Below are 22977 nucleotides of genomic sequence, written 5' to 3'. Positions count from 1 at the left end.
GGTGTGGGGCAGCGCCCCACAAGGGCTCAGCCCCCGTAGAACCGCTCGTCCACAACACCCCGCGCCCGCCGCGTCACCCGACGGTAGTCGTCGAGCATGTCCCCCACATGCCCCTCCTCGTACCCCAGGTACCGCCCGACGGCGGTCAGCTCGCGCGGCACCGAGGGGAACGTGTCGCCGGGGCGGCCCCGTACGAGCATCACCGCGTTGCGGACGCGGGTCGCGAGGACCCACGCCTCGTCCAGGGTCTGCGCGTCGTCCTCGGGGATGAGCCCCGCCGCGCACGCCGCGGCCAGCGCGGCCCGGGTGCGGGTGGTACGGAGGCCCGGCACGGCGCGCCCGTGCTGCATCTGCATCAGCTGGACCGTCCACTCGACGTCGCTCAGTCCGCCGCGCCCCAGCTTCGTGTGGAGCGTCGGGTCCGCGCCGCGCGGCAGGCGTTCGGACTCCATCCGGGCCTTGAGCCGCCGGATCTCGCGGACCGCGTCGTCGCTCAGCCCGTCCTGCGGATACCGGAGGGGGTCGATCAGTTCGACGAACTGAGCCCCCAGGTCCATGTCCCCCGCCATCGGCTCGGCCCGCAGCAGGGCCTGGCTCTCCCAGCCCAGGGACCAGCGCCGGTAGTACGCGTCGTACGACTTCAGGGTGCGGACGAGGGGCCCGTTCTTGCCCTCGGGTCGCAGGTCCGGGTCGATGATGAGCGGCGGGTCCGCGGTGGGCAGCTGGAGGAGGCGCCGCATCTCGGAGACCACCCGGTTCGCGGCCCGGCCCGCCTCCTGCTCGTCGACGCCCTCGCGGGGCTCGTGGACGAAGAGGACGTCCGCGTCGGAGCCGTATCCCAGCTCGTGCCCGCCGAACCGGCCCATGCCGATGACCGCGAACCGGGTGGGCAGCGTGTCGCCCCACTCCGCGCGGACGGCGGCTCGCAGCGCGCCGGCGATGGTGACGGCGTTCAGGTCGGTGACGGCGCTGCCGACCCGGTCGACGAGGGCGCCCGGATCGGACTCGGCGGGGCTGTCCTCCGTACCGTACGAGCCGATGAGGTCGGCGGCCGTCGTGCGGAACAGCTCGCGCCTGCGCACACCGCGCACCACCGCGACGGCCGTCTCCGCGTCGTCCGCGCGTCCGACGGCGGCCAGGACCTCCTGCTCCAGGTGCTCCCGGCTGCGGGGGGCGAGGCCGTGCGGGTCGCCGAGGAGGGCGACGGCCTCGGGTGCCCGCAGCAGCAGGTCGGGGGCGAGGCGGCCGGCGGACAGGACTCGGGCGAGGTTCTCCGCTGCGGCGCCCTCGTCGCGCAGGAGCCGCAGGTACCAGGGGGTCTTGCCGAGCGCGTCGGACACCTTGCGGAAGCCGAGCAGCCCGGCGTCCGGGTCGGCGGAGTCCGCGAACCAGCCGAGCAGCACGGGCAGCAGGGTGCGCTGGATGGCGGCCTTGCGGGAGACCCCGGAGGACAGGGCCTCCAGGTGGCGCAGGGCCGCCGCCGGGTCCTCGTAGCCGAGGGCGACGAGCCGGGCGGTGGCGGCCTTGGTGCTGAGCCGCGACTCGCCGGGCGCGAGCTGGGCGACGGCGTCGAGGAGCGGCCGGTAGAACAGCTTCTCGTGCAGCCGCCGCACCACGGAGGCGTGCCGCCGCCATGCCTGGTTCAGCTCGGCGATCGGGTCGGTGCGCAGCCCCAGGGAGCGGCCGAGGCGCCGCAGATCCGGCTCCTCGTCGGGAACGAGGTGGGTACGGCGCAGCCGGTAGAGCTGGATGCGGTGCTCCATGGCGCGCAGGAAGCGGTAGGCGTCATCGAGCTGGACGGCGTCGACGCGCCCCACGTACCCGCCCTCGGCGAGCGCCCCCAGCGCCTCCAGCGTCGATCCGCTGCGCAGGGCGGGGTCGCTGCGGCCGTGCACGAGCTGGAGGAGCTGCACGGCGAACTCGACGTCGCGGAGCCCGCCGGGCCCGAGCTTCAGCTCCCGGTCGACGCGGTCGGCGGGGATGGTGTCGACGACGCGGCGGCGCATCTTCTGCACGTCGGGGACGAAGTTCTCCCGGTCCGCGGCCTGCCAGACGAGCGGCGACACGGCGTCGACGTACTCCTGGCCGAGCGCCCGGTCCCCGGCCACCGGCCGGGCCTTCAGGAGCGCCTGGAACTCCCAGGTCTTGGCCCAGCGCTGGTAGTACGCGAGGTGCGAGGAGAGCGTGCGTACGAGAGGCCCGTTGCGGCCCTCGGGGCGGAGGTTGGCGTCGACGGGCCAGATGGTGCCCTCGACGGTGGTGTCGGAGCAGATCCGCATGAGGTGCGAGGCGAGCCGGGTGGCGGCCTGCATGGCCCCGCTCTCCTCGGCGCCGTCGGCCGGTTCCGCGACGAAGATGACGTCGACGTCGGAGACGTAGTTCAGCTCGTGGCCGCCGCACTTGCCCATCGCGATGACCGCGAGCCGGCACTGCGCGGCGTCGTCGGGTGCGGCGGCCGAGGCGATGCGGAGGGCGGCCCGCAGGGTCGCGGTGGCGAGGTCGGCCAGCTCGGCGGCGGTCTCGGCGACATCGGTGGTGCCGCAGACGTCGCGCGCGGCGATGGACAGCAGGCACCGCCGGTAGCCGACGCGCAGGGCGTCCGGATCGTCCGCCCCGGCCAGCTCCCCCTCGAACTCGGCGACCCCGGGGTGCAGGTCGGCGGCCTCGTACGTGACGAGGGCCTGCCAGTCCCGGGGGTGGCGGGCCAGGTGGTCGCCGAGCGCCTCGGACGCCCCGAGCACCCCGAGCAGCCGGTCCCGCAGGGGCTTGGCGGTGACGAGGGTGTCCAGCAGGATCTGCCGCTCCCCCGCCTCCTCCGCCTCGACGAGCCGGACCAGGCCGCGCAGCGCGAGGTCGGGGTCGGCGGTGGCCCCGAGCGCGTCGAGGAGCACGGAGTCGGACCGTACGGAGGAGAAGTCCGGCAGGTCGAGGAGGCGCTCGGCGGCGGACGGGTCGGTGAATCCGTGCCGCAGCAGTCGGGTGAACGTACTGCTCCTGCGCCCCGGCACCATGGTCATCCCGCGCTCTCCCGCCCGCCGCCCGATCAGCTTCCAGCCTTCGGAGCCTAGCCTGATCCCGGCCCGCCGCCCCGGACCGGGAGACCCGGGACCACTGTGGTCCGTCGGTCTCCTGATCTACGGTGCCATGAGCCGACTACCAGGGGGAGGGCGACCGTGGCCCACACGTTCAAGTTCCGTTTCCGGGGCCCGGCGGGCGGGCTCGCGGTGGATCTGCGGGCCGAGGCCGTTCCGGCCGACGGCGGCACGCCCGCGCACGGCATGCGGATTCACCGGAACGTCCGGCTCGGACTGCCCGCCTCCGGCCTGTACTGGAAGGACGCCGCCTGGCTGGCGTTCGGGGTGTCGCTCCACGCACCCGCGCTCGCCGGACTCCGGCCCGACGGCGTCTTCATCCGGGTGATCTCGCTCGACCACCCCCTGAGCGACTACCGGTCCGAGGCGGCGGCCTTGGCCATGGACGGGTGGATCCGCGAGCGGTTCGCCCTGGAGGTCCCGGTCGCCTCGGTCGCATACGACACCGCACGGGACCGGTACGTCTTCGACTGGGGGACCACGTTCCGCCCCTTCTCCGACGACCCGCGCCCCGAGGTCCCGCCCCCGTTCCGTGACCACCAGGAGCTCGACGTGACAGTCACCGGCGTCGCGTCGGTCGGCTCGCGGGTCGATGTCGACGGTGGCGGGACCGGCTTCGTCGACCAGGTGAAACACCCCTCCTGGTGGGACGAGGACACGGCACCGCCCCGGCCCGGGGACCGCCTGCACGTGGTCGTGCTCGACGCGGGCCGCGACGAGCCGCGCTTCAGCGCCCTGCCAGGGGACATCGACATCGCGCGCCGCCTCCGGGCCCTGCGGGACGGGGCCTGAGCCCCCGAGGCGTCAGCCCGCCTGCCGCGTCCCCGTGACGACGGTCGCGTACCGCTCCTCGCAGGAGTCCACCCGCGCCACGAGCCCGCCGTCGGCGACGACCCGCGCGGCGCGCTCCGCCTGCCGCTCGCTCGTCTCGACGAGGAGGCTGCCGCCCGGGGCCAGCCAGCGGGGTGCCTCGGCGGCGACCCGGCGCAGGACGTCGAGCCCGTCGCCGCCGCCGTCGAGCGCGACGAGCGGTTCATGGACGCGCGCCTCGGCGGGCAGCAGGGCGACGTCCTCGCTCGGTACGTACGGCACATTGGCGAGCAGCACGTCGACGCGCCCGCGCAGGGCCCCGGGCAGCGGTGCGAAGAGGTCGCCCTCGTAGACGTGCCCCCGCTCCCCGATGTTGCGCCGGGCGCAGCGGACGGCGGCGGGTTCGACGTCGGCGGCGTGGAGTTCGACCCGGTCCAGGGCGGCGGCGAGCGCGGCGCCGAGCGCGCCCGAGCCGCAGCACAGGTCGACGACGACGGCGGGGTCCGGGGCGAGGGCGACGGCCCGGTCGATCAGGAACTCGGTGCGGCGGCGGGGCACGAAGACGCCGGGGTCCACGGCGATCCGCAGCCCGTTGAACTCGGCCCAGCCCAGGACGTGTTCCAGCGGATGACCGGCGGCGCGCCGCTCCGCCATGACGGCGACGTCGGCGGGCCGGCCGGCGGTGGCGGCGATGAGCGCGGCCTCGTCCTCGGCGAAGACGCAGCCGGCGGCGCGGAGGGTGGTGACGAGGGAGGAGAGGTCGGACGGTGACAACGGGACCGGCATGGTGCGGAGCCTTTCGGATGAACGCCGAGGGGTGCTCCGCAGCCGGTTCAGATCCGGTCGGCCACGCGTTCGCGGGAGGGGAGCACTCTGGTCGAAACAGCGGTAATGGGTCCCACCTCCTTGGTCGTGTCCCCGTGCGGGGATGCGAAAGACTACCTCAGGTTTCAGCGCCGCCCGGGCCGGAACTCGTTGCCGCCGTTCCCTCGGGTCCAGATGCTCAGGTGCGCGGCGGACGTACCGTCGCCAGGCGGTGGGCGAGGTCGCGGCGGGAGAGCGCGCCCGTCTTGCGCATGGCGCGGGCGATGTGCTGCTCCACCGTCCGGGGAGAGAGGTGGAGGGTCGCGGCGATCTCCCGGTTGGTCAGGCCGGAGACCGCGAGCTGGGCGACCTCCGCCTCCCGGGGGGACAACTCGTCGGCGTGCGAGGGGCGTCCGGGCGGGCGGCCCTTCTTCGCCGGCTGCTGCGCGCGGAGCAGGGCCCTGACCCGTGCCGCGTCCCAGACGGCGCCCAGCTCGGTGAAGTTCCGGGCGCAGGCCTCCAGTTCGGCGACGGCCCACGGGGTGGAGAGGACCGGCCCCAGGGGCGCGGGGGTGTCCACGTCCTCCTCGGCCGGCCCGGAATCCGCATCGGCGGCGGCCACGAGCACGCAGCGCGCGGCGCCCTCCGCGGTCAGTGACCGGCTGTACGGGTGAGGCATGACCGCGTACGCCGCCGCGGCCTCCTGGTAGAGCTCCGCGGCCCGCAGGAGCCGCTCCCGCTCCTGCCCGGCGAGCGCTTCCGTCTCGGTCAGGACGGCCCTGCTCCGGAGCAGTGCGGTCCGGGCGGCGGGTGCGTCGCGTCGGTCGATGCCCTGGGAGAAGGCCCGGACCATGGTGTGCGCCGCGGCGGTGTCGCCCGCGCGCGCCACGGCCTCCACGGCCCACGGCAGGAGTTCCGAACCCCACGTCCACACCCCCTTCCCGGCGAGGGCCGTCCAGGCGGCGCGTGCCTGTTCCGCCGCCGCTTCCACCTCCTGGCGGGCCAGGGCGAGACGGATCGCGGCGCCGGCCGCCGTCGCGGCCAGCGGCACGGGCAGGTTCTCGGCCCGGGTGGTCCCGCGCTGGGACAGCCAGGGCCCGGCCTCGCCCCAGTCGCCCTGGGCGAGGGCGAGCAGGCCTCGTACGACATAGGCGTCGGAGGCGAGGAACGGCATGTCGGCGGTCGCCGCGACGAAGTCCTCGCACCGCTCGGCCAGGCCCGGCCACCGGCCGGTCCACCACTCCTGGAGCAGCCGCGCCCCCAGCGCCGTGTGCTCCAGGTAGGGCGCCCCGCTGCGGGCGGCCAGCTCCAGTCCTTCGGCGAGCAGGTCCTCCGCCCGGTCGTGGAAGCCGAGCCAGACCGCGGAGTTCGCGGCGTTGCACAGGCCGCGCGCGGCCTGTCGCGCGCACGCGGGGTCCGTGTCCCTGCCGGACAGCCCCCTGACCAGGTCCCACGCTCCCGGGTCGGCGCAACTCAGGGCGAGGTCCGCCTGGTTGGCGAGGACCGCCGTGCGCATGACCTCGTCGTCGCCGGCGTCCGTGATGGCGACGGCCCTGGCGATCCACTCCCGGTCGGCGTCGATGTGGTTGCCCGGTACGAACGTGCTGGACAGGGCCGCCATGGCGCGGGCGGCCAGTCCGGGCCGGACCTCGCACAGTTCGCCGACGGCGGTCTCCAGCACCTGGCGCCCCTCGGGCCCCCGGCCCATCTGGTTGGCCAGCATCAGCCCCAGGTCGAGCCGCAGTTCCCCGCGAATGGCCGGAGGCAGGGAGGCGTCCCGCACGATCTGCGCGAGCACCTCCACGGTCTGGTCCGAGCGCAGCCCGGTCACCGCGCTGCGGGCGAGGAGCGGCGCGAGGCGGGCCCGGCTCCGCGGGGGCAGACCGGGCGTGGCCAGCGTCCTTTCCAGCAGTGTGACGGCCTCCTGGTGCCGCCCGGCCCCGGCCGCCGCCGCTGCCGCCTTCTCCACCGCGCCGAGCCACCGGCGGGTCTCGCCGGCCGCCCTGTGGTGTGCGGCCACGTCGTCCCAGGGCACGGGCTGCCCGCAGCGCAGGACGGCCGCCGCACGGCCGTGCAGGTCCTGGCGGACGGGGCCGGGCACCGAGGCCCGTACGGCCGGTGCGGCCAGCGGGACGGCGAAGCCGTAGCGGCCCTCGGCCGGCTCCGCGAGGGCCGCCGTCTCCAGGGCCCGGAGCAGCGCGCCGGTCCCCGCCGCCGTCCCGAGCCCCGACACCGCGATCAGCTCGTCCCTGGGGGCGGGTGCGCCGAGGACTGCGGCCGCCCAGACCACCGGCCGGTGCTCCGGCGGCAGCGCGTGCGTACGGCTCAGCACGAGTTCCGCGAGGCGGGTCGGTACCCCGGCAGCCTCCACCTCGGCCGCCGTGCCGGTGAACGCCGGATGCCGTTCCCGCAGTACGGCGAGGAGGTCGACGACCACCTGGGGCACTCCGGCGGTGAGTTCGTACAGTCTGCGCGCCGCCTCGGCCGTACAGCCGCCGTCCAGCGCCTCCGCGGCGGCCCGGTGGACGCGTTCCTCGCCCCAGGGCGCCAGCCGGTGCCGGAGCACGGTGAGCCGGGAGGGGTACGTCATCGGCGGACGGCCCAACGGCAGGCCGCGGACGGGCAGTTCCTCGGGCCGGTAGGCCACGGCGGCGGCGGATCCCGGCTCCAGTCCCCCGAGGACGCGGCGCAGCCACCGCAGTTCGGCCTCGTCCGCGCGGTGGACATCGTCCACCAGCCACAGGGTGGGCGCCTGCCGATTCCCGTCCTCGCCCGGCGGTCCGGCGCCGGCTCCGCACCGCCACCGCACGCGGACCGTGTGCGCCGTCCCGGGCAGGCCGGCCAGTGCCCGGAGCAGGTGGGTCTTCCCCTCACCGGCGGCGCCCTCGACGAACAGCAGGACCGGTTCGGCGCGCTCGTCGGTGAGGGCCCGGGCCAGGGGCCGCAGAGCGGAACCAGGCGTCAGGTTCACGTCGTCGTCCTCGCTCTCGTTCTGGCGGAAGGTGCGGAGACGGCGCGCCCCGGCACCTCGCCGCCGGTGCCCGCACCGTACCAAGGCCGTGGCGGGGCGGGCCCGCCCGTGTTCAGTCGGCCCAGCGCCACTCGACGCCGTGGACGCCCGGTGCCGGCTTCATGGGCAGCAGGTGCGTCGTATGGAGTCCGTCGAGGGCCGCGAGCTGCCGGCCGGGCTCGGCACCGAGTCGTCGGCGGTAGGAGTGCCAGCACTTCGAGGGCAGGGCCGAGGGATGGAAGCGGACCTGGAGCAGATAGGTCTGCAAGGGTGTCGTGACGCGGGACTCGTGCTGGTGGGAGACGCCCCCGGTCGCGGCGGTACGCACGGTGTACTCGACGACCGCGGTCTCGTTCCTGACCAGCCGGCGGCCGAACGGGATCTCGGCGACGACACAGTTGGGCTCCGCCCGGAACCAGGTGCGCGGGGCCGGCCCCGAGGGAACGGTGACGTCGAACGCACCGCCCTCCGCACCGTCCAGGGTGTGGATGACCGTGAGGTGCCGCACGTCGTGGTGGACGGCTCTGACCGCGACGGTGACGCGGATCTCGTCGACGAGGCGGTGCTCGTTCACTCGTACCGCCTCGTGGACGACCAGCCTGCGCAGACCGGCGTTGAAGTGCGGGAAGTCGACGCCGAGGGCCTGTTCCACGTCGGAGTTCTCGCCGTAGACGCCACGGACGACGGCCGGGTCGTGGGGCGGCACCCAGCCGCGCGGCCTGCGCCGCAGGAGGGACCGCAGGGCACCGCCGGGGAGGCCGAGGAACGGCTCCAGGATGTCGACGGCACACAGGGACAGCGCCTTCTCCGGCTGGCTGCGGCCGCTCTGCCAGTAGCTGAGGGTGGCGACGCTGAGGGTGATTCCGTGGGCCTCGAGGTGATCGCGTACGTCCCCCAACGGCAGACCACGCCGTTGCAGAGCCTGCTTGAACGTCGTTGCGAACATCGTGTCCGGGTCGGTGGTGTGGGGGGTGTGCACCATGGCGTCTTCCAGCGGGTGGGGGGTCTTCGGACGGGAGCCGCGGCCGGGCGGACGCGCCCCGGCCGGGAAGCAGCCGGGGGCCGCTCGCCTGTTGCGCGAGCGGCCCCCGGCCCTTTCCCCTTGCGGACGTGGTCAGTTGGTGTTGAGCGTCAGCCCGTAGTACTGGAGGGCGTCACCGAGCGGCTGGAAGTACGAGGAGCCGCGGGAGTTGACGCCGCCGGTGCACTGCTGGTCGGTCGGGCCGCCGGAGGTCATGCCCTGGGCCTGGTTGCCGGAGATGTACGCACCGCCGCTGTCACCGCCCTCGACGCAGACGCTGGAGGCGCCCAGGCCGGTGATCACCGTGTCGGGGCCGCCGTTGCGGTCGATGTACGTGACGGTGTTGTTGTAGGAGGAGATGGAGCCGCAGGTCCAGCCGGTGGTGGCGCCGGACTTGCAGATCGTGGCACCGACGGCGGCCCGGCTGCTGCCCTTGACGGCGACCGTCTTGGTGCTGCCCTGGCCCCAGGTGCCGACGGCGGTGACGATCGAGTGGCCGGAGTTGATGGTCGCGATGCCCATGTCAACGCTGTTGCTGCCGAGCCTGTAGCGGGTGTTGTAGCCCTGGGCGAAGGCCGTGCCGTCGTAGCGCAGGGTGTTGACGACGCAGTGTCCCGCGCTCACCAGATACTGCCTGCCGGAGCTGTCGTGGGCGCCGTACCCCACGGAACACCAGCCGGTGGTGTTGTTCAGCGTCATCTTGCTGCCGGGGTAGATCGCGGCCTTGGCTTCGAGCTGTTCCTCGCCGCGCACGATCTCGACGGCGGCACCGTACCCGGCGGCCTCGGCGAGGAACGCCTTGGCGGCGGCGCTCCGGTCGTTGTTGACCTTGACGGTCACCTGGTCGGAGGCCAGGTCCACGGACCAGGAGGCCACCCCGGAGGGGACCTTCTTCGCGGCGAGGGCGTCCAGCCGGGACTTGACCTCGTCGAGCGCCGCCTGTCCTCTCGCGGGCACCCGGGCCGCGAGGCCTGCCTTCTCGACCTCGGCCGCCTCGGCCTTGTCGCCGACGTTGACGGTCAGCGTGCCGGAGCCGTCGAAGAAGGCCCCGTCGCCGGCTATGCCGCTCTCCGTGAGCGCGGCGAGCCTGGCCTGCTGGGCGTCCTGCCGGTCCAGCCGTTCGGTCGCGGCCTTCTCGCTCACACCGAGCGAAGCGGCCAGCGCCCGGACCATCTCGGGCTGGTAGCGGGGGGCGGACTCCGTCTCCTGCGCCTGGGCCAGGGTCTGGGTTCCCAGGACTGCCGAGGCCGAGAGCGCGATACCCAGCGCTGCCATGCGGTACTTACGGGAGTTACGCACGTTGATCCCTTCTGATGGGCAGCCAGAAACTCAAGGGGGGTGTACGCCGGAATGCGTGGACAACGCACCGGCGAAGGCGGTTTCTGGCTGACGGAAAGTCATTGACTCGCCGCGAACGGAACTATTGCCCAGCGATCGAAGGGATTTCAAGACGCAGACATCGGAAATATTTCTCAACAGAGCCCGCGGTATTCCTGTTGAATGGAAACCAAGCGAAAAGGCGACACCTCACGCCCTTTCGGGACACGGGTCACGCCCGGCGGTGCCGCCCGCACCGGACCCTAGAGGCATCGGGCTCGCCGTTACATCAGGGGGGCGGATCCACGTATACGCAGAAAACCCGGCGCACCCGGGGGTGCGGCCGGCAGCCCGGGATACGTATAGGTGATCGTCCGTTCCGGATATTCGCGGCCCGGGCGGCTTCATACGGTGGCGCAGCCCGGCCGGCAACCGCTCTACGGACCGAGGAGACTGTGCCATGGCCCAGGCCTACTACCAGGTCAACGTCCCGATAAGGAACTCCGGACGGCCCGAGCAGCGCGGGCTGCACATCTTCACGGGGCCGGCCGACACCTGGTCGGACGCCCTCCGCATCGCCCGCGAGACCTGCGCGACGGCCACCGCCGCCCAGCAGGCGGGCTTCCCGCTCCCCCGCCGGCGCCCGGACGGCTGGGGAGCGGGAAGCCCGCGCCCCGGCTGGGTCTTCGACTGGACTGCCGCGACGGTGGACGCCTGGCCGTACGGAAGGACGAACCCGGCAACGCGCTTCTGACCGGCCCGACGTTTTCTACGTATCCGTAAATCGGCGCCCCGTATGGAATCGGCAGCGATCCGCTCCCTAGAATTCCGACGGAGCCCGAGAGACATCCACAGATGATTTCCGTGGTTCCGGCCCGGCACGGTGCCGGTGACTCGAAGACCACCACCCGCTTCGAAGCCACCGCCACCGATCAGGCCGTGGGCCGCGGCGAGAAATCCCGCCGCGGCCCACGGCTCTCGACGCGGACGCGCGTCACCGGAATTCGTGGGTCACCGTGATCTCACCGACGATGTGCGCGTTGAACTCGTCCAGCTCCTCAGCCGGCACCCACAGTTCCAGGATCGTCCGCCCACCCGCCTGCTGAACGGGATACCGGCTCAGGAAGTCCGACTCGACCTCGAACCGGGTGACGTAGCCGACGCCGCTGTGCTTCACGTTCCAGTCCCTCGCGATCCGGATCGCGTAGTCCTCGTTGAGCACCGGATAGAAGATCGGCTGCTCGGGAAGCCGGGGCGGCCAGGCGCGCCAGTTCGACTCGCGTACGAGCGCCAGCTCCTCGGGCCCGGTGGGCCGCCACAGGGTGGTCGTTGCTCGCAGACTGTCCATGGGGCGGCCGGCCTCAGAAGCCATGGGCGTAGTCGGTCAGGACACACCCGTCCACGAGCGCCGGTTCCTTCTTGTAGCCGCTGGGGATCTTGTCCTTGTCCTTGCAGATGAGGAACAGCATTCCCGAGTCCTGGAGGGCGGCCTTCGTCGTCGATCCCTGGGCGTAGACGGCGAAGTCCTTGCCGATGAAATAGGCCCTGCGCTGCTTCTTGGCCTGGGTCTGGAACACCTTCATGTCGTTCACGAGCAGAAGACTGCTGCTCGCCCGGTCCCCGTCGTTGCAGATGGCACGTTCCTTGATGCCCCACTCCTCGCCGACCCACTCCTGATCGTGGTCGTCGGGCCGCAGGGACATGTCGAGGCACGTCGCACGTTCGGAGACGAAGGCCTCGATATCCGCCATGGTGCCGGCACTGGGCAGGCCACCCGCCCCGGCGCCGCCCTCGGCGGCGTTCGCGCCACGCTTCGCGCCCTCGTCGGACGAGCCGCCGCACCCCGCGGTCACCAGCATCAGAGCGACCACCGCGCTGCCGGCCACAAAACGCATCCGCGCATCCACGTGTCGATACCCTCCCGTGCCGCACAGGCCGATCAGGTCTGCGCGGCGTCTCGACTTCGCCGGGGTCGCGGAATGCCCCCGCCCCGGTGCCCGAGCGATCAAGCTATCAGCCGCCCTCGGGGAGCCGACCACCTGAACGACAGCCGCAGCCCCGTGCGTTGGCCACGCTGCTACGCAGGTCGAACGTGGGGGTTCGTCAAGGTGGTGCAGGTGCCGGATCGTCCGGGGCTCCCCGGCCACTGATCGACGCCTACTTCTACGAGGGCGACCTCCTGCTCACCACAGTGACCGTCCCGCCCACGGTCCGGACCCTGCTTCCGGACCTTGCGGCACAACTGCGCACGGCCCTCTCGGACCTGCCCGAGGCAGCCCTGGCGGACCTCCCGCGCGGAGGTGCCGAGAAGATCGCCCGCTTCGCCGCCGGGTCCGATTCGCCGCGTCGAAACGAGGTCCGGCAGCGGAACTCGTGGGTCACCCTGATCTCGCAGAACGGGGCACCGGACAGCCCCCGGGGCGCGAGCGCCGCCCGGCGAGGTCTACGTGAGGGCCCCCGGTGACGGCCACCCCAGCCACCAGATGAAGAGGCCGCTCAGCAGGACGAGCAGGAAGAGCACGGCGTTGGTGCGGCGGTAGGAGACCAGGAGGGCGACGAACTCGCGGATCATGGCGCTCGGCCAGAAGTACGCGGCTGTCGGGGCGCCGATCACGTGGCCCCGGATGCCGGTGCGGCGGGCGGTGACCGCGGTGCGGAAGACGTGGTAGTTGTTCGTGACGATCACGCACCGGTAATCCGGCTTCTGGCGCTCCATCAGCTCTCCGCTGAACGTCAGGTTCTCGTCCGTGGTGGTCGAGCGGTCCTCGCGTTGGATCAGGTCGGCGGAGAAGCCCTGGGCGACCAGGTAGTCGGCCATCGCATGGGACTCCGGCACCTTCTCGTCGGGCCCCTGGCCGCCCGAGGTGAGCAGGACCGGGCGCCGGCCCTTCCGCGACAGCCTGGCGTGTTCCTTCCGGGCCCGGTCGAGGCGGCCGGCCAGCAGCGGCGGCACGGTGGTGCCGCCGCTCAGGCCCGAGCCCAGGACCACCACGAAGTCCGCCCGGCGCCGGATGCGCAGACGCCCGTACAGGCTCCCGTACACGAGGAAGCAGAGGAACAGGAAGGCGATGTACCCGGCGAGCGCCACCGCTGTCGCCGCCACGACCAGAAGCGTGTGGGTGTGCAGCACCAGTGCGGTGATCAGCAGCCCGAGCAGGGCGACCAGGGCCGTGCCCGCTCCCAGGGACAGCAGGTTCGCCGGGCTACGGCCCTCTTTGCGGACCATGGTGATCCCGTTGGCGATGAGGAACCACGCCAGCGTCACGACACCGACGCCCGCGAGGGTCAGCAGCACGACGACCAGGTCGCGGCCCAACTGGGCTCGCTCCGAGGCGACGTGCAGCAGGAGTGCGATGACCGCGAAGACGACGGACAGGCCCAGCAGGACCGCGTTGCTCACTCGGCGGCGGTCTCGTACCAAGCCCACACAGAAGAGGAGGAAACAGATGAACGACGGTACCAGGGCCACCATGTGCCGATCCTACGAGGCGTGCCACGAGACCCGCTGTCGGACCCGGGTGGCAGCATCACCGGGGTGAACAACCCGAGGCGTTCTTCGATGACCCCACGTCCTCCGCGCGCCGGGCGCGGCGGTCCGCAGCCCTCTTCCGCCGTGGCCGGCCTGCCGTGCAAGCCTCATCTCGTCAGGGCGGTGTTCAGGGACGTGACCTCGTTGCACGTCTCCCGGGTCGCCGCGTGGACCGCCGCGTCGGTGACGCGGACCGTGCTGACGGAGGTCATCGACGCCGCCGGAGCAGCGGCGGCCGAGAAGTGCAGGAAGAGGCTGATTCCCGAGGACCTCATCTCGGCGATCGACCGGAACGTCGAGGTGGAGGTGGGCTCGGGCTGGTACCTGTACAGCCCGGCCTTCCACGGCTTGCTGGGCGAGCTGCGCAACGCCGAGGGCGTGCTCGTGTCTCTTCGCGAGCGGCGCGGGACGCGTACTCCGAGTGGTGTGGCCGGCGCCCACCGCTTCGAGCCCGGGGTGAGGAGGCTGCTGGGGAGCCGGGGAGTGAGGGCGGTCCCGGCGCTGGTCCGCGACTTGGACGGCATCGCGAGCGTGTTCCTCACGGACCTGGCCCGGGACGCGGCCGAGGTCGTCCCCCGGGACGGGCGGACGGTCGGCGCGGACGACGTCGTGGTCGCCGTCGGGCAGCAGCTGTTCGGCGCTCTCAGGCAGCGCGCCCTCACCGAGGCGGCCGAGACGACACGGCACACGTCGGCCGGCTGACCGGCTCCGCCGGCGATGCCTGGCGCGGCCCGGGACCCCCTGCGCCTCGTTCGCGGGGCCCGGGTTCCCGATGCCGCGTGGTTTCCGACGGGCCCGGTTTCGGGCAGTTGCACGGGGCCGAGGGCAGGTCAGGGCCGGATGTGCTTCAACGTGAACTCGGGCAGGGCATACGGGCCGGCCTGCGGGGCTCCGGGGTCGGCAGGGACGTCGGCGTCAGGGATGTGCGACGCATGTGTTTCGGCGTTGTCGACGGGTGTGTAGTCCAGTTCGGATTCCCCGGGCAGTTCCCAGAAGCGGCGGGTGTTGGCAGAGACGGCGTACGCCGTGGCAAAGCGTGTGGAGAGCGGAGCGGTCAGCGCGGCGCGGCAGAAACCGACGGCATCACGCGGGCTCAGCCAGGTCGCCAGGTGGCGCGACTCGGTGGGCGCCTCCTCGAAGCTGCCGATACGCAGGCAGATCACGGACACACCGAACTTGTCCGCGTACAGCCGCCCCAGGGCCTCGACGGCCGCCTTGCTCACGCCGTACAGGCCGTCGGGTCGCACCGGCTCCTGGGGGCCGGTGCGATGGGACACGGGATAGAACCCGCTCACGCGGTTGCTGCCGGCGAGCACAACTCGCGGGATCGCCCCACGGCGGGCGGCTTCCAGGACATGGTGGGTGCCCAGCACATTGGCGTCCAGGAGATCCTCAAGCGGTGCCTCGTCCGGCAGGCCGCCCAGATGAAGCACGGCGTCCGCACCCGCGAGCGCGGCCTCGACGGCTGCCGCGTCCCGTAGATCGACGGTCCGAACCACCTCGTTCGCGGCTTCGACCTGGAGCGGAACGCGGTCGAGCAGGACCAGGCGGCTCACCTCGCCGCGTAACGCCCGGCGCACGAATGAACCGATATTCCCTGCCGCCCCGGTGACCACCACTGTTCCCAGCCCCACTGCACGCCTCCACCGTTCGACCTCGTCAACGCCCTGATGCGGACAGGCTCTGATCCTCCCATCGGCAGTCACAACGCCCAACACGTGCGAAGCCGACAGGAGATGGGGGCCGACGACGAGATCCATCGGCCTGAAGCGGCTTCGGACCGACGGCGTGTCACCGTCGGCCCGAACCGGAACCACGTACAGGCGCCTCAAGGGCGCCGAACCGCGCCTACAGCACCGGCAGCAGGTTCTTCAGTTCGAAGGCCGTGACCTCGCTGCGGTACTCCTCCCACTCGCGCTTCTTGTTGCGGAGGAAGAAGTCGAAGACGTGCTCACCCAGGGTTTCCGCGACCAACTCGCTCTTCTCCATGAGGGAGATCGCCTCGCCCAGGTTCTGCGGGAGGGGTTCGATGCCCATGGCGCGGCGTTCCGCGTCGGAGAGGGCCCAGACGTCGTCGTCGGCGCCGGCCGGGAGTTCGTAGCCCTCCTCGATGCCCTTGAGGCCGGCGGCGAGGAGGACGGCGTACGTGAGGTACGGGTTGGCGCCGGAGTCGATGGAGCGGACCTCGACGCGGGCGGAGCCGGTCTTGCCGGGCTTGTACATGGGGACGCGGATCAGGGCGGAGCGGTTGTTGTGGCCCCAGCAGATGTACGAGGGGGCCTCGCCGCCGGCGCCCGCGGCGCGGGAGGAGCCGCCCCAGATGCGCTTGTAGGAGTTGACCCACTGGTTGGTGACGGCGGAGATCTCCGCGGCGTGGCGCAGGAGGCCCGCGATGAAGGAGCGGCCGACCTTGGAGAGCTGGTACTCCGCGCCGGACTCGTAGAACGCGTTGCGGTCGCCCTCGAAGAGGGAGAGGTGGGTGTGCATGCCCGAGCCGGGGTACTCCGAGAACGGCTTCGGCATGAACGTCGCCTGCACGCCCTGCTCCAGCGCGACCTGCTTCATGACCAGGCGGAACGTCATGATGTTGTCGGCGGTCGAGAGCGCGTCCGCGTACCGCAGGTCGATCTCCTGCTGGCCCGGCGCACCCTCGTGGTGGCTGAACTCGACCGAGATGCCCATGGATTCGAGCATCGTGATGGCCTGGCGGCGGAAGTCCATGCCGACGTTCTGCGGGGTGTGGTCGAAGTAGCCGGAGCTGTCGGCCGGGGTGGGCCGGGTGCCGTCGACCGGCTTGTCCTTCAGCAGGAAGAACTCGATCTCCGGGTGGGTGTAGAAGGTGAAGCCCAGGTCCGAGGTCTTGGCCAGGATGCGCTTGAGCACGAAGCGGGGGTCCGCGAAGGACGGCGAGCCGTCCGGCATCAGGATGTCGCAGAACATACGGGCCGTGCCCGGTGCCTCCGCGCGCCACGGCAGGATCTGGAACGTCCCCGGGTCCGGCTTGGCGATCATGTCCGACTCGTACACCCGGGCGAAGCCCTCGATCGCGGAGCCGTCGAAGCCGATGCCCTCGTCGAAGGCCTGCTCGAGCTCGGCAGGGGCCACGGCCACGGACTTGAGGTAACCGAGCACATCGGTGAACCACAGCCGTACGAACCGGATGTCGCGCTCCTCAAGGGTCCTGAGGACGAATTCCTGCTGCTTGTCCATAGCCACATCCTTGCAGTTCAGACGGTCCGTGCTCCACCTCCCGGGGCTGGGGAGAGACTCCAGTATCGCGACCCCGGATTTCCCCCAGATTACGCACCCGACGTGACATGGAGCACGCGGCCACCCACTACGATCGGCGCCCGTGGTGTGCACGGGCGCCGACCACCTCGTCACCGCCCCGCGCACCCGGGATTCCGCGCTCCGCCCGTCCCCTCATCGCACCTTCCCCGAAGGATCCACGACATGAGCTTCGATCGCAGGACCCGCATAGAACAGATGCGCAACGCCGACCGCGCGCGGGACCGCCGCAACCGGGTGCTCGCCGTGAGTCTGAGCGCCGTCGTCGTCGCCGGGCTCGTCACCTTCGGCGCGTATACGGTCCTCGACAGGGCCGACGACAAGTCGTCGGACCGTTCGATGAGCGACGACGGGAAGGGCGGGGGCTCCGCCGCCGGGGAGAAGGACGACAAGGACCTCGCCACCGGGCCGATCGAGGGCGAGAAGTCCTGGGACGCGAAGAAGCTGAGCCGCAACCACGTCGAGGAGACCGTCGACTACCCGATGAAGCCTCCCGTCGGCGGGGACCACAGCCCGGTCTGGATGAACTGCGACGGCGAGGTCTACAAGAAGGCCATCCCCGACATGAACGCCGTGCACGCCCTGGAGCACGGTTCGGTCTGGGTCACGTACACGGGCGAGGCGCCTTCCGCCGATGTCCGGAAGCTCGCCGACCGGGTGGCGAGGACGCCGTACTCGCTCATGAGCCCGTACAAGGACCAGGCCGGGGCGATCATGCTGAGCGCCTGGGGCAAGCAGGTCACGGTGGACGGCGCGGACGATCCGCGGGTGGCGCAGTTCTTCGCCCACTACGTGCAGGGGCCGCAGACGCCCGAGCCGGGCGCCGCCTGCACGGGCGGCCTCGACGGCTCCTGATCCGGGCCCTCAAGCCTGCGGAGCGGAGTGCCCGGAAAGTTCCCTCGTACCGTAAATGCACCCGAATGGGCTACAGCGGTCGCGTCCCCCGAACGGGCCCATGACGATGGGTTCGCTCGGGGATGTACGTACGGCTGCCCCTCGGTACGCAGGAGGAATCCCCCATGACCACCGCCAAGGACATCATGCACACCGGCGCCACCTGGATTCCGGCGCACGAGACCCTCGACCGCGCCGCCCAGATGATGCGCGAGCACCACGTCGGCGCGCTGCCCATCTCGGCCAGCGGCGAGGAGGACCGGATGGTCGGCATCCTCACCGACCGCGACATCGTGGTCGGCTGCGTGGCGGAGGGCCGCGACCCGTCCAAGGTGACCGCGGGCGACCTCGCGCAGGGCACGCCCCGCTGGATCGACGCGGACGCGGACGTGGAAGCGGTGCTGGAGGAGATGCAGAACCACCAGATCCGCCGGCTGCCGGTCGTCGAGAACAAGAAGCTGATCGGGATGATCAGCGAGGCCGACCTGGCCCGGCACCTCTCGGACGACCAGATCGCCGACTGGGCGGAGCAGGTCTACTCGCGCTCGCCCCACTGAATCCACCGCGGCGGCGTTGTTCCGCGCGGCCCGCCCGGGCATCGCGTCAGTCAGACGATTAGAGTGGGCCGCGTGCCTCAACTACGCCTCGCACTGAATCAGATCGACTCGACCGTCGGCGACCTCGCCGGCAACGCCGAGGCGATCGTCCACTGGACCCGGCACTCCGCCGAACAGGGCGCCCACTTCGTGGCGTTCCCCGAGATGGTGCTGACCGGCTACCCCGTCGAGGATTTGGCCCTGCGGTCGTCCTTCGTCGAGGCCTCGCGCGAAGCGCTGCGCGCGCTCGCGGCCCGGCTCGACGCGGAGGGCTTCGGGGAGATCCCCGTCCTCGTCGGCTACCTCGACCGCTCTGAGTTCGCCGCGGAGCGCTACGGCCAGCCGGCCGGCTCCCCGCGCAACGCGGCCGCGGTGCTGCACCGCGGCGCGATCGCGCTGAACTTCGCCAAGCACCACCTGCCGAACTACGGCGTCTTCGACGAGTTCCGGTACTTCGTGCCGGGCGACTCGATGCCCGTCGTACGCGTGCACGGCATCGATGTGGCGCTCGCGATCTGCGAGGACCTCTGGCAGGACGGCGGCCGCGTCCCGGCCGCGCGCGCCGCCGGGGCCGGACTGCTGCTCTCGGTCAACGCCTCCCCGTACGAGCGGGACAAGGACGACACCCGGCTGGAACTGGTCCGCAAGCGCGCCCGTGAGGCCGGCTGCACCACCGCGTACCTCGCGATGATCGGCGGCCAGGACGAGCTGGTCTTCGACGGCGACTCGATCGTCGTGGACCGGGAGGGCGAGGTCGTCGCCCGCGCCCCGCAGTTCGCCGAGGGCAGCGTGATCCTCGACCTGGAGCTGCCCGCCGCCCCCGCCGAGGCGCCCTCCGGCGTCGTCAACGACGGACTGCGGATCGACCACGTGGTCCTCTCGGAGGAGCCGCTGCCGCCGTACGAGGCGGAGCTCGCCGGGGGTTACGCGGACCGGCTCGACGACGACGAGGAGCTGTACACGGCCCTCGTGGTGGGCCTGCGGGCCTACGCCGCGAAGAACGGCTTCAACAGCGTGCTCATCGGGCTCTCCGGCGGCATCGACTCGGCGCTGGTCGCCGCCATCGCCTGCGACGCGCTCGGTGCGCAGCAGGTGTACGGGGTCTCGATGCCGTCCAAGTACTCCTCGGACCACTCCAAGGGCGACGCGGCCGAGCTGGCCCGGCGCACGGGCCTGAACTACCGGACGGTCCCGATCGAGCCGATGTTCGACGCGTACATGGGGTCGCTGGGGCTCACCGGGCTCGCCGAGGAGAACCTCCAGTCGCGGCTGCGCGGCACGATGCTGATGGCGATCTCCAACCAGGAGGGCCAGATCGTCCTGGCCCCCGGCAACAAGTCGGAGCTGGCCGTCGGCTACTCCACGCTGTACGGGGACTCCGTCGGGGCGTACGGGCCGATCAAGGACGTGTACAAGACGTCGGTGTTCCGGCTGGCCAGGTGGCGCAACCGGGCCGCCGAGGAGCGCGGGCAGACGCCGCCGATCCCGGAGGCGTCCATCACGAAGCCGCCGAGCGCCGAGCTGCGGCCGGGCCAGGTGGACACGGACTCGCTGCCGGACTACGACGTGCTGGACCGCATCCTGGAACTGTACGTGGACCGGGACCAGGGTCTCGAAGCGATCGTCGCGGCCGGGTTCGACCGGGCACTGGTGGCGAAGACGCTGCGGATGGTGGACGCGGCGGAGTACAAGCGGCGGCAGTACCCGCCGGGGACGAAGATCTCGCCGAAGGGGTTCGGGAAGGACCGGCGGCTGCCGATCACGAATCGCTGGCGCGAGGCCGTCTGAAGCCGGCGGGTCCCTGATACGCGAGCCCGTCCGGGGCTGGAGGTTTGTCCTCGAGCGCCGGACGGGCTGCGTTTGTCCGTCAGTTGCGGCCCGTCCCGGCCGGGGTCTTGTCCTCAAGCGCCGGACGGGCTGGATGTAGTCGACGGCCCGCGGTCAGTGGCGGTCCGTCGTAGCCGATGTCTCTTCCCCGAGCGCCGGACGGGCCGGGTTGTGCGCGGCGTGGGCCTGGACTCGGCGCGCCACCACCTTCGATGTGCCGCGCTCGCGGTCGAGCGCGCCCGCCGTCACCGCGATCGCCAGGCCCGCCAGGGCCAGGGCCGCGCCGACGACGGCCGGCGACGTCCAGCCCCAGCCCGCCGCGATCGCCGCGCCGCCGAGCCACGCGCCGCCCGCGTTGGCGAGGTTGAAGGCGGAGTGGTTGGAGGCGGAGGCCAGGGTCGGGGCGTCCTTGGCCTTGTTCATGACCAGCATCTGGAGCGGCGTCGTCGTCATGAAGCCCACCGCGCCCAGCAGCACCACCATCACCAGCGCCGCCCACTTCACGTGCGCTGCCAGCGGGAAGACGGCCAGGACGACGGCGAGGGCGCCCAGCGACCCGTACAGCGTCGGGCGCAGCGCGCGGTCCGTGAGCGGGCCGGCGGCGAGCGCGCCCAGGGTCATACCGATGCCGAAGAGCGCCAGGACCGGGGTGACCGCGGACTCGCCGAAGCCCATGGCCTTCGTGGTCATCGCCGAGAGGTACGAGTAGACGGCGAACACGCCGGCGAAGCCGAAGACGGCGGTGAGCAGGCCGAGCAGCACCTGCCGGTTGCCCATCGCGCGGACCTCGTGGCGCACGTCCTGCCGGGCCTCGACGGGGATCTGCGGGACGAGGCGGGCGAGGGCCGCCATCGCGCAGACGCCGATGGCCGCGACCACCAGGAAGGTGGCCCGCCAGCCGAGGTGCTGGCCGAGCAGGGTGGCGGCGGGCACGCCGACGATGTTGGCGACGGTCAGGCCGAGGAACATCGTGGCGACGGCCCGGGCCCGGCGCCCCTCGGGCACGAGCCGGGAGGCGACGACGGCTCCGACGCCGAAGAACGCGCCGTGCGGCAGGCCGGCCAGCAGGCGGCCCGCGATCAGCCATCCGAAGCCGGGGGCGAGCGCGGAGGCGAGGTTGCCGACGGTGAACAGGGCCATCAGCAGCAGGAGCATCCGCTTGCGCGGGATGCGGGAGCCGACGGCGGTGAGCAGCGGGGCACCGAGCACCACGCCGATCGCGTACGCCGACACGAGGTAGCCGGCGGTGGGGACGGAGGTGCCGAGGCCGTCCGCGACGTTGGGCAGCAGGCCCATCATCACGAACTCGGTGGTGCCGATGCCGAAGGCGCTCACGGCCAGCGCGAGCAGGGCCAGGGGCATGAGGAGAGACCTTTCCGCGTGAGGGCCCCCGCCGCAGCCCGGCGGGGCCCGGTCGGGGCCTGCGGGGACGCGGAGGGGCGGGAGGGGCACGTGGTCGTACGCACGCCGGCGCGGTCCGCCGGTCGGCGGTGCGCACGGCGGCGGACCGGCTTCGTCGCCGGCGACCTTGTTCCCGTACGAAACAAAGTCTCTCAGATATGTGGGGCGTCCAGGTGAACGCCCTGTTGCGTCAGAGTTCGACGCGGGCGGCGATCGGGAGGTGGTCGCTGCCGGTGGCGGGGAGGGTCCAGGAGGACATCGGTTCGACGCCCTTGACCATGATCTGGTCGATCCGGGCCATCGGGAACTTCGCGGGCCAGCTGAAGCCGAAGCCGTCGCCGGCGGCGCCCTGGGTGGAGCGCATCTGGGAGGTGACCCCGTTGAGCGCGCGGTCGTTCATCGTCCCGTTGAGGTCGCCGAGCAGGGCGATCCGGGCGAGCGGTTCGTGGGAGATGGCCTTGCCGAGGGCGTCGGCGCTCTGGTCGCGCTGATTGGCGGTGAAGCCGGCGTGCAGCTTGACGCGTACGGAAGGCAGGTGCGCCACGTACACGGCGAGCGGGCCCTCGGGGGTGGCGACGGTGGTCCGCATGGCGCGGACCCAGCCCATCTTGAGGTCCACCGGCCGGGTGTCGCTGAGCGGGTACTTGCTCCACAGGCCGACGGTGCCCTGGACGGAGTGGTAGCGGAAGCGCCCGGCGAGGGCCTTCTCGTACGCCGCGACCTTGCCGGCGGGCAGTTCCTGGAGGGCGACGACGTCCGCGCCGGAACCCGCGACCTGGTCGGCGGTGGCGGCGGGGTCCGGATTGTCCGCGTTGACGTTGTGCGTGGCGACCGTCAGGTCGCCGCCGCTGCCGGACTTGTCGGTGAACAGGCCGCCGAACATGTTGAGCCAGACCACGACCGGCAGCAGCAGCGCCACCAGCGCGGTCCCCGAGCGGCGCACCAGCCCGAGGACGAGCAGCACCGGGAAGAACACGCCGATCCAGGGCATGAACGTCTCGGTGAGGCTGCCCAGGTTGCCGATGGTGTTCGGGATCCGGGAGTGGAAGGCCATCACGAGGGTCAGCAGCAGGGCGCAGCAGGCCAGGACGATCCCGCGCTGCCAGGTGCCCCGGTCCCTCAGGCGCCGGGCGAGTCTGTCTCGGAGGTCCCGGAAGCGGGAGCCGGAGCGCTGCGGTCCCACGCCGTTTCCGGTGTCCGTCCTGTACGCCTGCACCATCGCGCTTTCCTCACTGCCTTGCCGTACACATCGCCGCGCCCCCGACCCTAGGGGATGCGGGACGCCTTTCACGCCGCCCGGGGGCGGCCGTACTGCCACGAGGACGTGGCGAGCGGCCCGGGCAGTTCCGGCGGGGCGGGGGAACGCGGGGGTCTGTGACGTAACGATC

19 protein-coding genes are annotated in these 22977 nt (G+C 72.2%); 7 read left to right on the top strand and 12 right to left on the bottom strand.

The window, feature by feature from the left end:
* Window positions 1-26: 26 nt before the first annotated feature.
* Window positions 27-3017, bottom strand: a complete 2991-nt coding sequence (locus tag BLW14_RS23085; protein ID WP_093709097.1) for a bifunctional [glutamine synthetase] adenylyltransferase/[glutamine synthetase]-adenylyl-L-tyrosine phosphorylase — start codon at window positions 3015-3017, stop codon at window positions 27-29.
* 156 nt (window positions 3018-3173) lie between these two features.
* Between BLW14_RS23085 and BLW14_RS23080 the strand changes: the two genes are divergently transcribed.
* A complete protein-coding gene (locus tag BLW14_RS23080) occupies window positions 3174-3884 on the top strand; it encodes a hypothetical protein (protein ID WP_093709096.1) in 711 nt (236 codons plus the stop codon).
* 12 nt (window positions 3885-3896) lie between these two features.
* On the opposite strand, the gene BLW14_RS23075 is transcribed toward BLW14_RS23080, so the two are convergent.
* The 4 genes from BLW14_RS23075 to BLW14_RS23060 all read right to left on the bottom strand — a co-directional run bounded on the left by BLW14_RS23075 (window position 3897) and on the right by BLW14_RS23060 (window position 10012).
* Window positions 3897-4688 (bottom strand): putative protein N(5)-glutamine methyltransferase, encoded by a 792-nt coding sequence (locus BLW14_RS23075; RefSeq protein ID WP_093709095.1) that lies wholly within the window; start codon window positions 4686-4688, stop codon window positions 3897-3899.
* 217 nt (window positions 4689-4905) lie between these two features.
* Window positions 4906-7677, bottom strand: a complete 2772-nt coding sequence (locus BLW14_RS23070; protein WP_093709094.1) for a LuxR C-terminal-related transcriptional regulator — start codon at window positions 7675-7677, stop codon at window positions 4906-4908.
* Between the two features lie 112 nt (window positions 7678-7789).
* Window positions 7790-8698, bottom strand: a complete 909-nt coding sequence (locus BLW14_RS23065) for a hypothetical protein (protein ID WP_093709093.1) — start codon at window positions 8696-8698, stop codon at window positions 7790-7792.
* Window positions 8699-8830: 132 nt separating this feature from the next.
* Window positions 8831-10012 (bottom strand): S1 family peptidase, encoded by a 1182-nt coding sequence (locus BLW14_RS23060; RefSeq protein ID WP_093709092.1) that lies wholly within the window; start codon window positions 10010-10012, stop codon window positions 8831-8833.
* Between the two features lie 502 nt (window positions 10013-10514).
* Here BLW14_RS23060 and BLW14_RS23055 point away from each other — a divergent pair.
* Window positions 10515-10808 carry a hypothetical protein gene (locus BLW14_RS23055; protein WP_093709091.1) on the top strand — a complete coding sequence of 98 codons (294 nt, stop codon included), beginning with the start codon at window positions 10515-10517 and terminating at the stop codon, window positions 10806-10808.
* Window positions 10809-11048: 240 nt separating this feature from the next.
* Here the strand turns inward: BLW14_RS23055 and BLW14_RS23050 are convergent, their stop codons facing one another.
* Both BLW14_RS23050 and BLW14_RS23045 read right to left on the bottom strand, forming a co-directional pair.
* Window positions 11049-11402 (bottom strand): hypothetical protein, encoded by a 354-nt coding sequence (locus tag BLW14_RS23050; RefSeq protein WP_093709090.1) that lies wholly within the window; start codon window positions 11400-11402, stop codon window positions 11049-11051.
* Between the two features lie 13 nt (window positions 11403-11415).
* Window positions 11416-11949, bottom strand: coding sequence for a hypothetical protein (locus BLW14_RS23045; protein ID WP_093709089.1), 534 nt, complete (start codon window positions 11947-11949; stop codon window positions 11416-11418).
* Between the two features lie 197 nt (window positions 11950-12146).
* Between BLW14_RS23045 and BLW14_RS34595 the strand changes: the two genes are divergently transcribed.
* Complete coding sequence (locus BLW14_RS34595; RefSeq protein WP_177154071.1) at window positions 12147-12518, top strand: hypothetical protein; 372 nt, start codon at window positions 12147-12149, stop codon at window positions 12516-12518.
* On the opposite strand, the gene BLW14_RS23035 is transcribed toward BLW14_RS34595, so the two are convergent.
* On the bottom strand, window positions 12498-13526 hold the full coding sequence (locus BLW14_RS23035) for a YdcF family protein (protein WP_093709088.1): 1029 nt from the start codon (window positions 13524-13526) through the stop codon (window positions 12498-12500). The genes BLW14_RS34595 and BLW14_RS23035 overlap by 21 nt on opposite strands.
* 87 nt (window positions 13527-13613) lie before the next feature.
* Between BLW14_RS23035 and BLW14_RS23030 the strand changes: the two genes are divergently transcribed.
* The gene (locus BLW14_RS23030; RefSeq protein WP_177154070.1) at window positions 13614-14285 is read left to right on the top strand and encodes a hypothetical protein; all 672 of its coding nucleotides are present in this window, start codon (window positions 13614-13616) and stop codon (window positions 14283-14285) included.
* 128 nt (window positions 14286-14413) lie between these two features.
* Here BLW14_RS23030 and BLW14_RS23025 read toward each other — a convergent pair whose 3' ends face one another.
* Both BLW14_RS23025 and glnA read right to left on the bottom strand, forming a co-directional pair.
* On the bottom strand, window positions 14414-15343 hold the full coding sequence (locus BLW14_RS23025; protein ID WP_177154069.1) for an NAD-dependent epimerase/dehydratase family protein: 930 nt from the start codon (window positions 15341-15343) through the stop codon (window positions 14414-14416).
* A gap of 88 nt (window positions 15344-15431) precedes the next feature.
* Window positions 15432-16793 (bottom strand): type I glutamate--ammonia ligase, encoded by a 1362-nt coding sequence (glnA, locus tag BLW14_RS23020; RefSeq protein ID WP_018518530.1) that lies wholly within the window; start codon window positions 16791-16793, stop codon window positions 15432-15434.
* Between the two features lie 243 nt (window positions 16794-17036).
* Here glnA and BLW14_RS23015 point away from each other — a divergent pair, with 243 nt between their 5' ends.
* The 3 genes from BLW14_RS23015 (at window position 17037) to BLW14_RS23005 (ending at window position 20149) form a co-directional block, all read left to right on the top strand.
* Window positions 17037-17726, top strand: coding sequence for a DUF3105 domain-containing protein (locus BLW14_RS23015; RefSeq protein WP_256332865.1), 690 nt, complete (start codon window positions 17037-17039; stop codon window positions 17724-17726).
* A gap of 164 nt (window positions 17727-17890) precedes the next feature.
* The gene (locus BLW14_RS23010; protein WP_093710826.1) at window positions 17891-18322 is read left to right on the top strand and encodes a CBS domain-containing protein; all 432 of its coding nucleotides are present in this window, start codon (window positions 17891-17893) and stop codon (window positions 18320-18322) included.
* 72 nt (window positions 18323-18394) lie between these two features.
* Window positions 18395-20149 (top strand): NAD+ synthase, encoded by a 1755-nt coding sequence (locus BLW14_RS23005; RefSeq protein ID WP_093710825.1) that lies wholly within the window; start codon window positions 18395-18397, stop codon window positions 20147-20149.
* Window positions 20150-20302: 153 nt separating this feature from the next.
* On the opposite strand, the gene BLW14_RS23000 is transcribed toward BLW14_RS23005, so the two are convergent.
* On the bottom strand, window positions 20303-21550 hold the full coding sequence (locus tag BLW14_RS23000; protein WP_093709084.1) for an MFS transporter: 1248 nt from the start codon (window positions 21548-21550) through the stop codon (window positions 20303-20305).
* Window positions 21551-21779: 229 nt separating this feature from the next.
* Complete coding sequence (locus BLW14_RS22995; protein WP_093709083.1) at window positions 21780-22808, bottom strand: endonuclease/exonuclease/phosphatase family protein; 1029 nt, start codon at window positions 22806-22808, stop codon at window positions 21780-21782.
* Window positions 22809-22977 lie beyond the last annotated feature (169 nt).

It is taken from the genome of Streptomyces sp. 2131.1 (assembly GCF_900105515.1).
Lineage (GTDB): Bacteria > Actinomycetota > Actinomycetes > Streptomycetales > Streptomycetaceae > Streptomyces > Streptomyces drozdowiczii.
The sequence above is the reverse complement of the archived record's forward strand: the minus strand, read 5'-3'. Positions and strand labels throughout refer to the sequence as shown.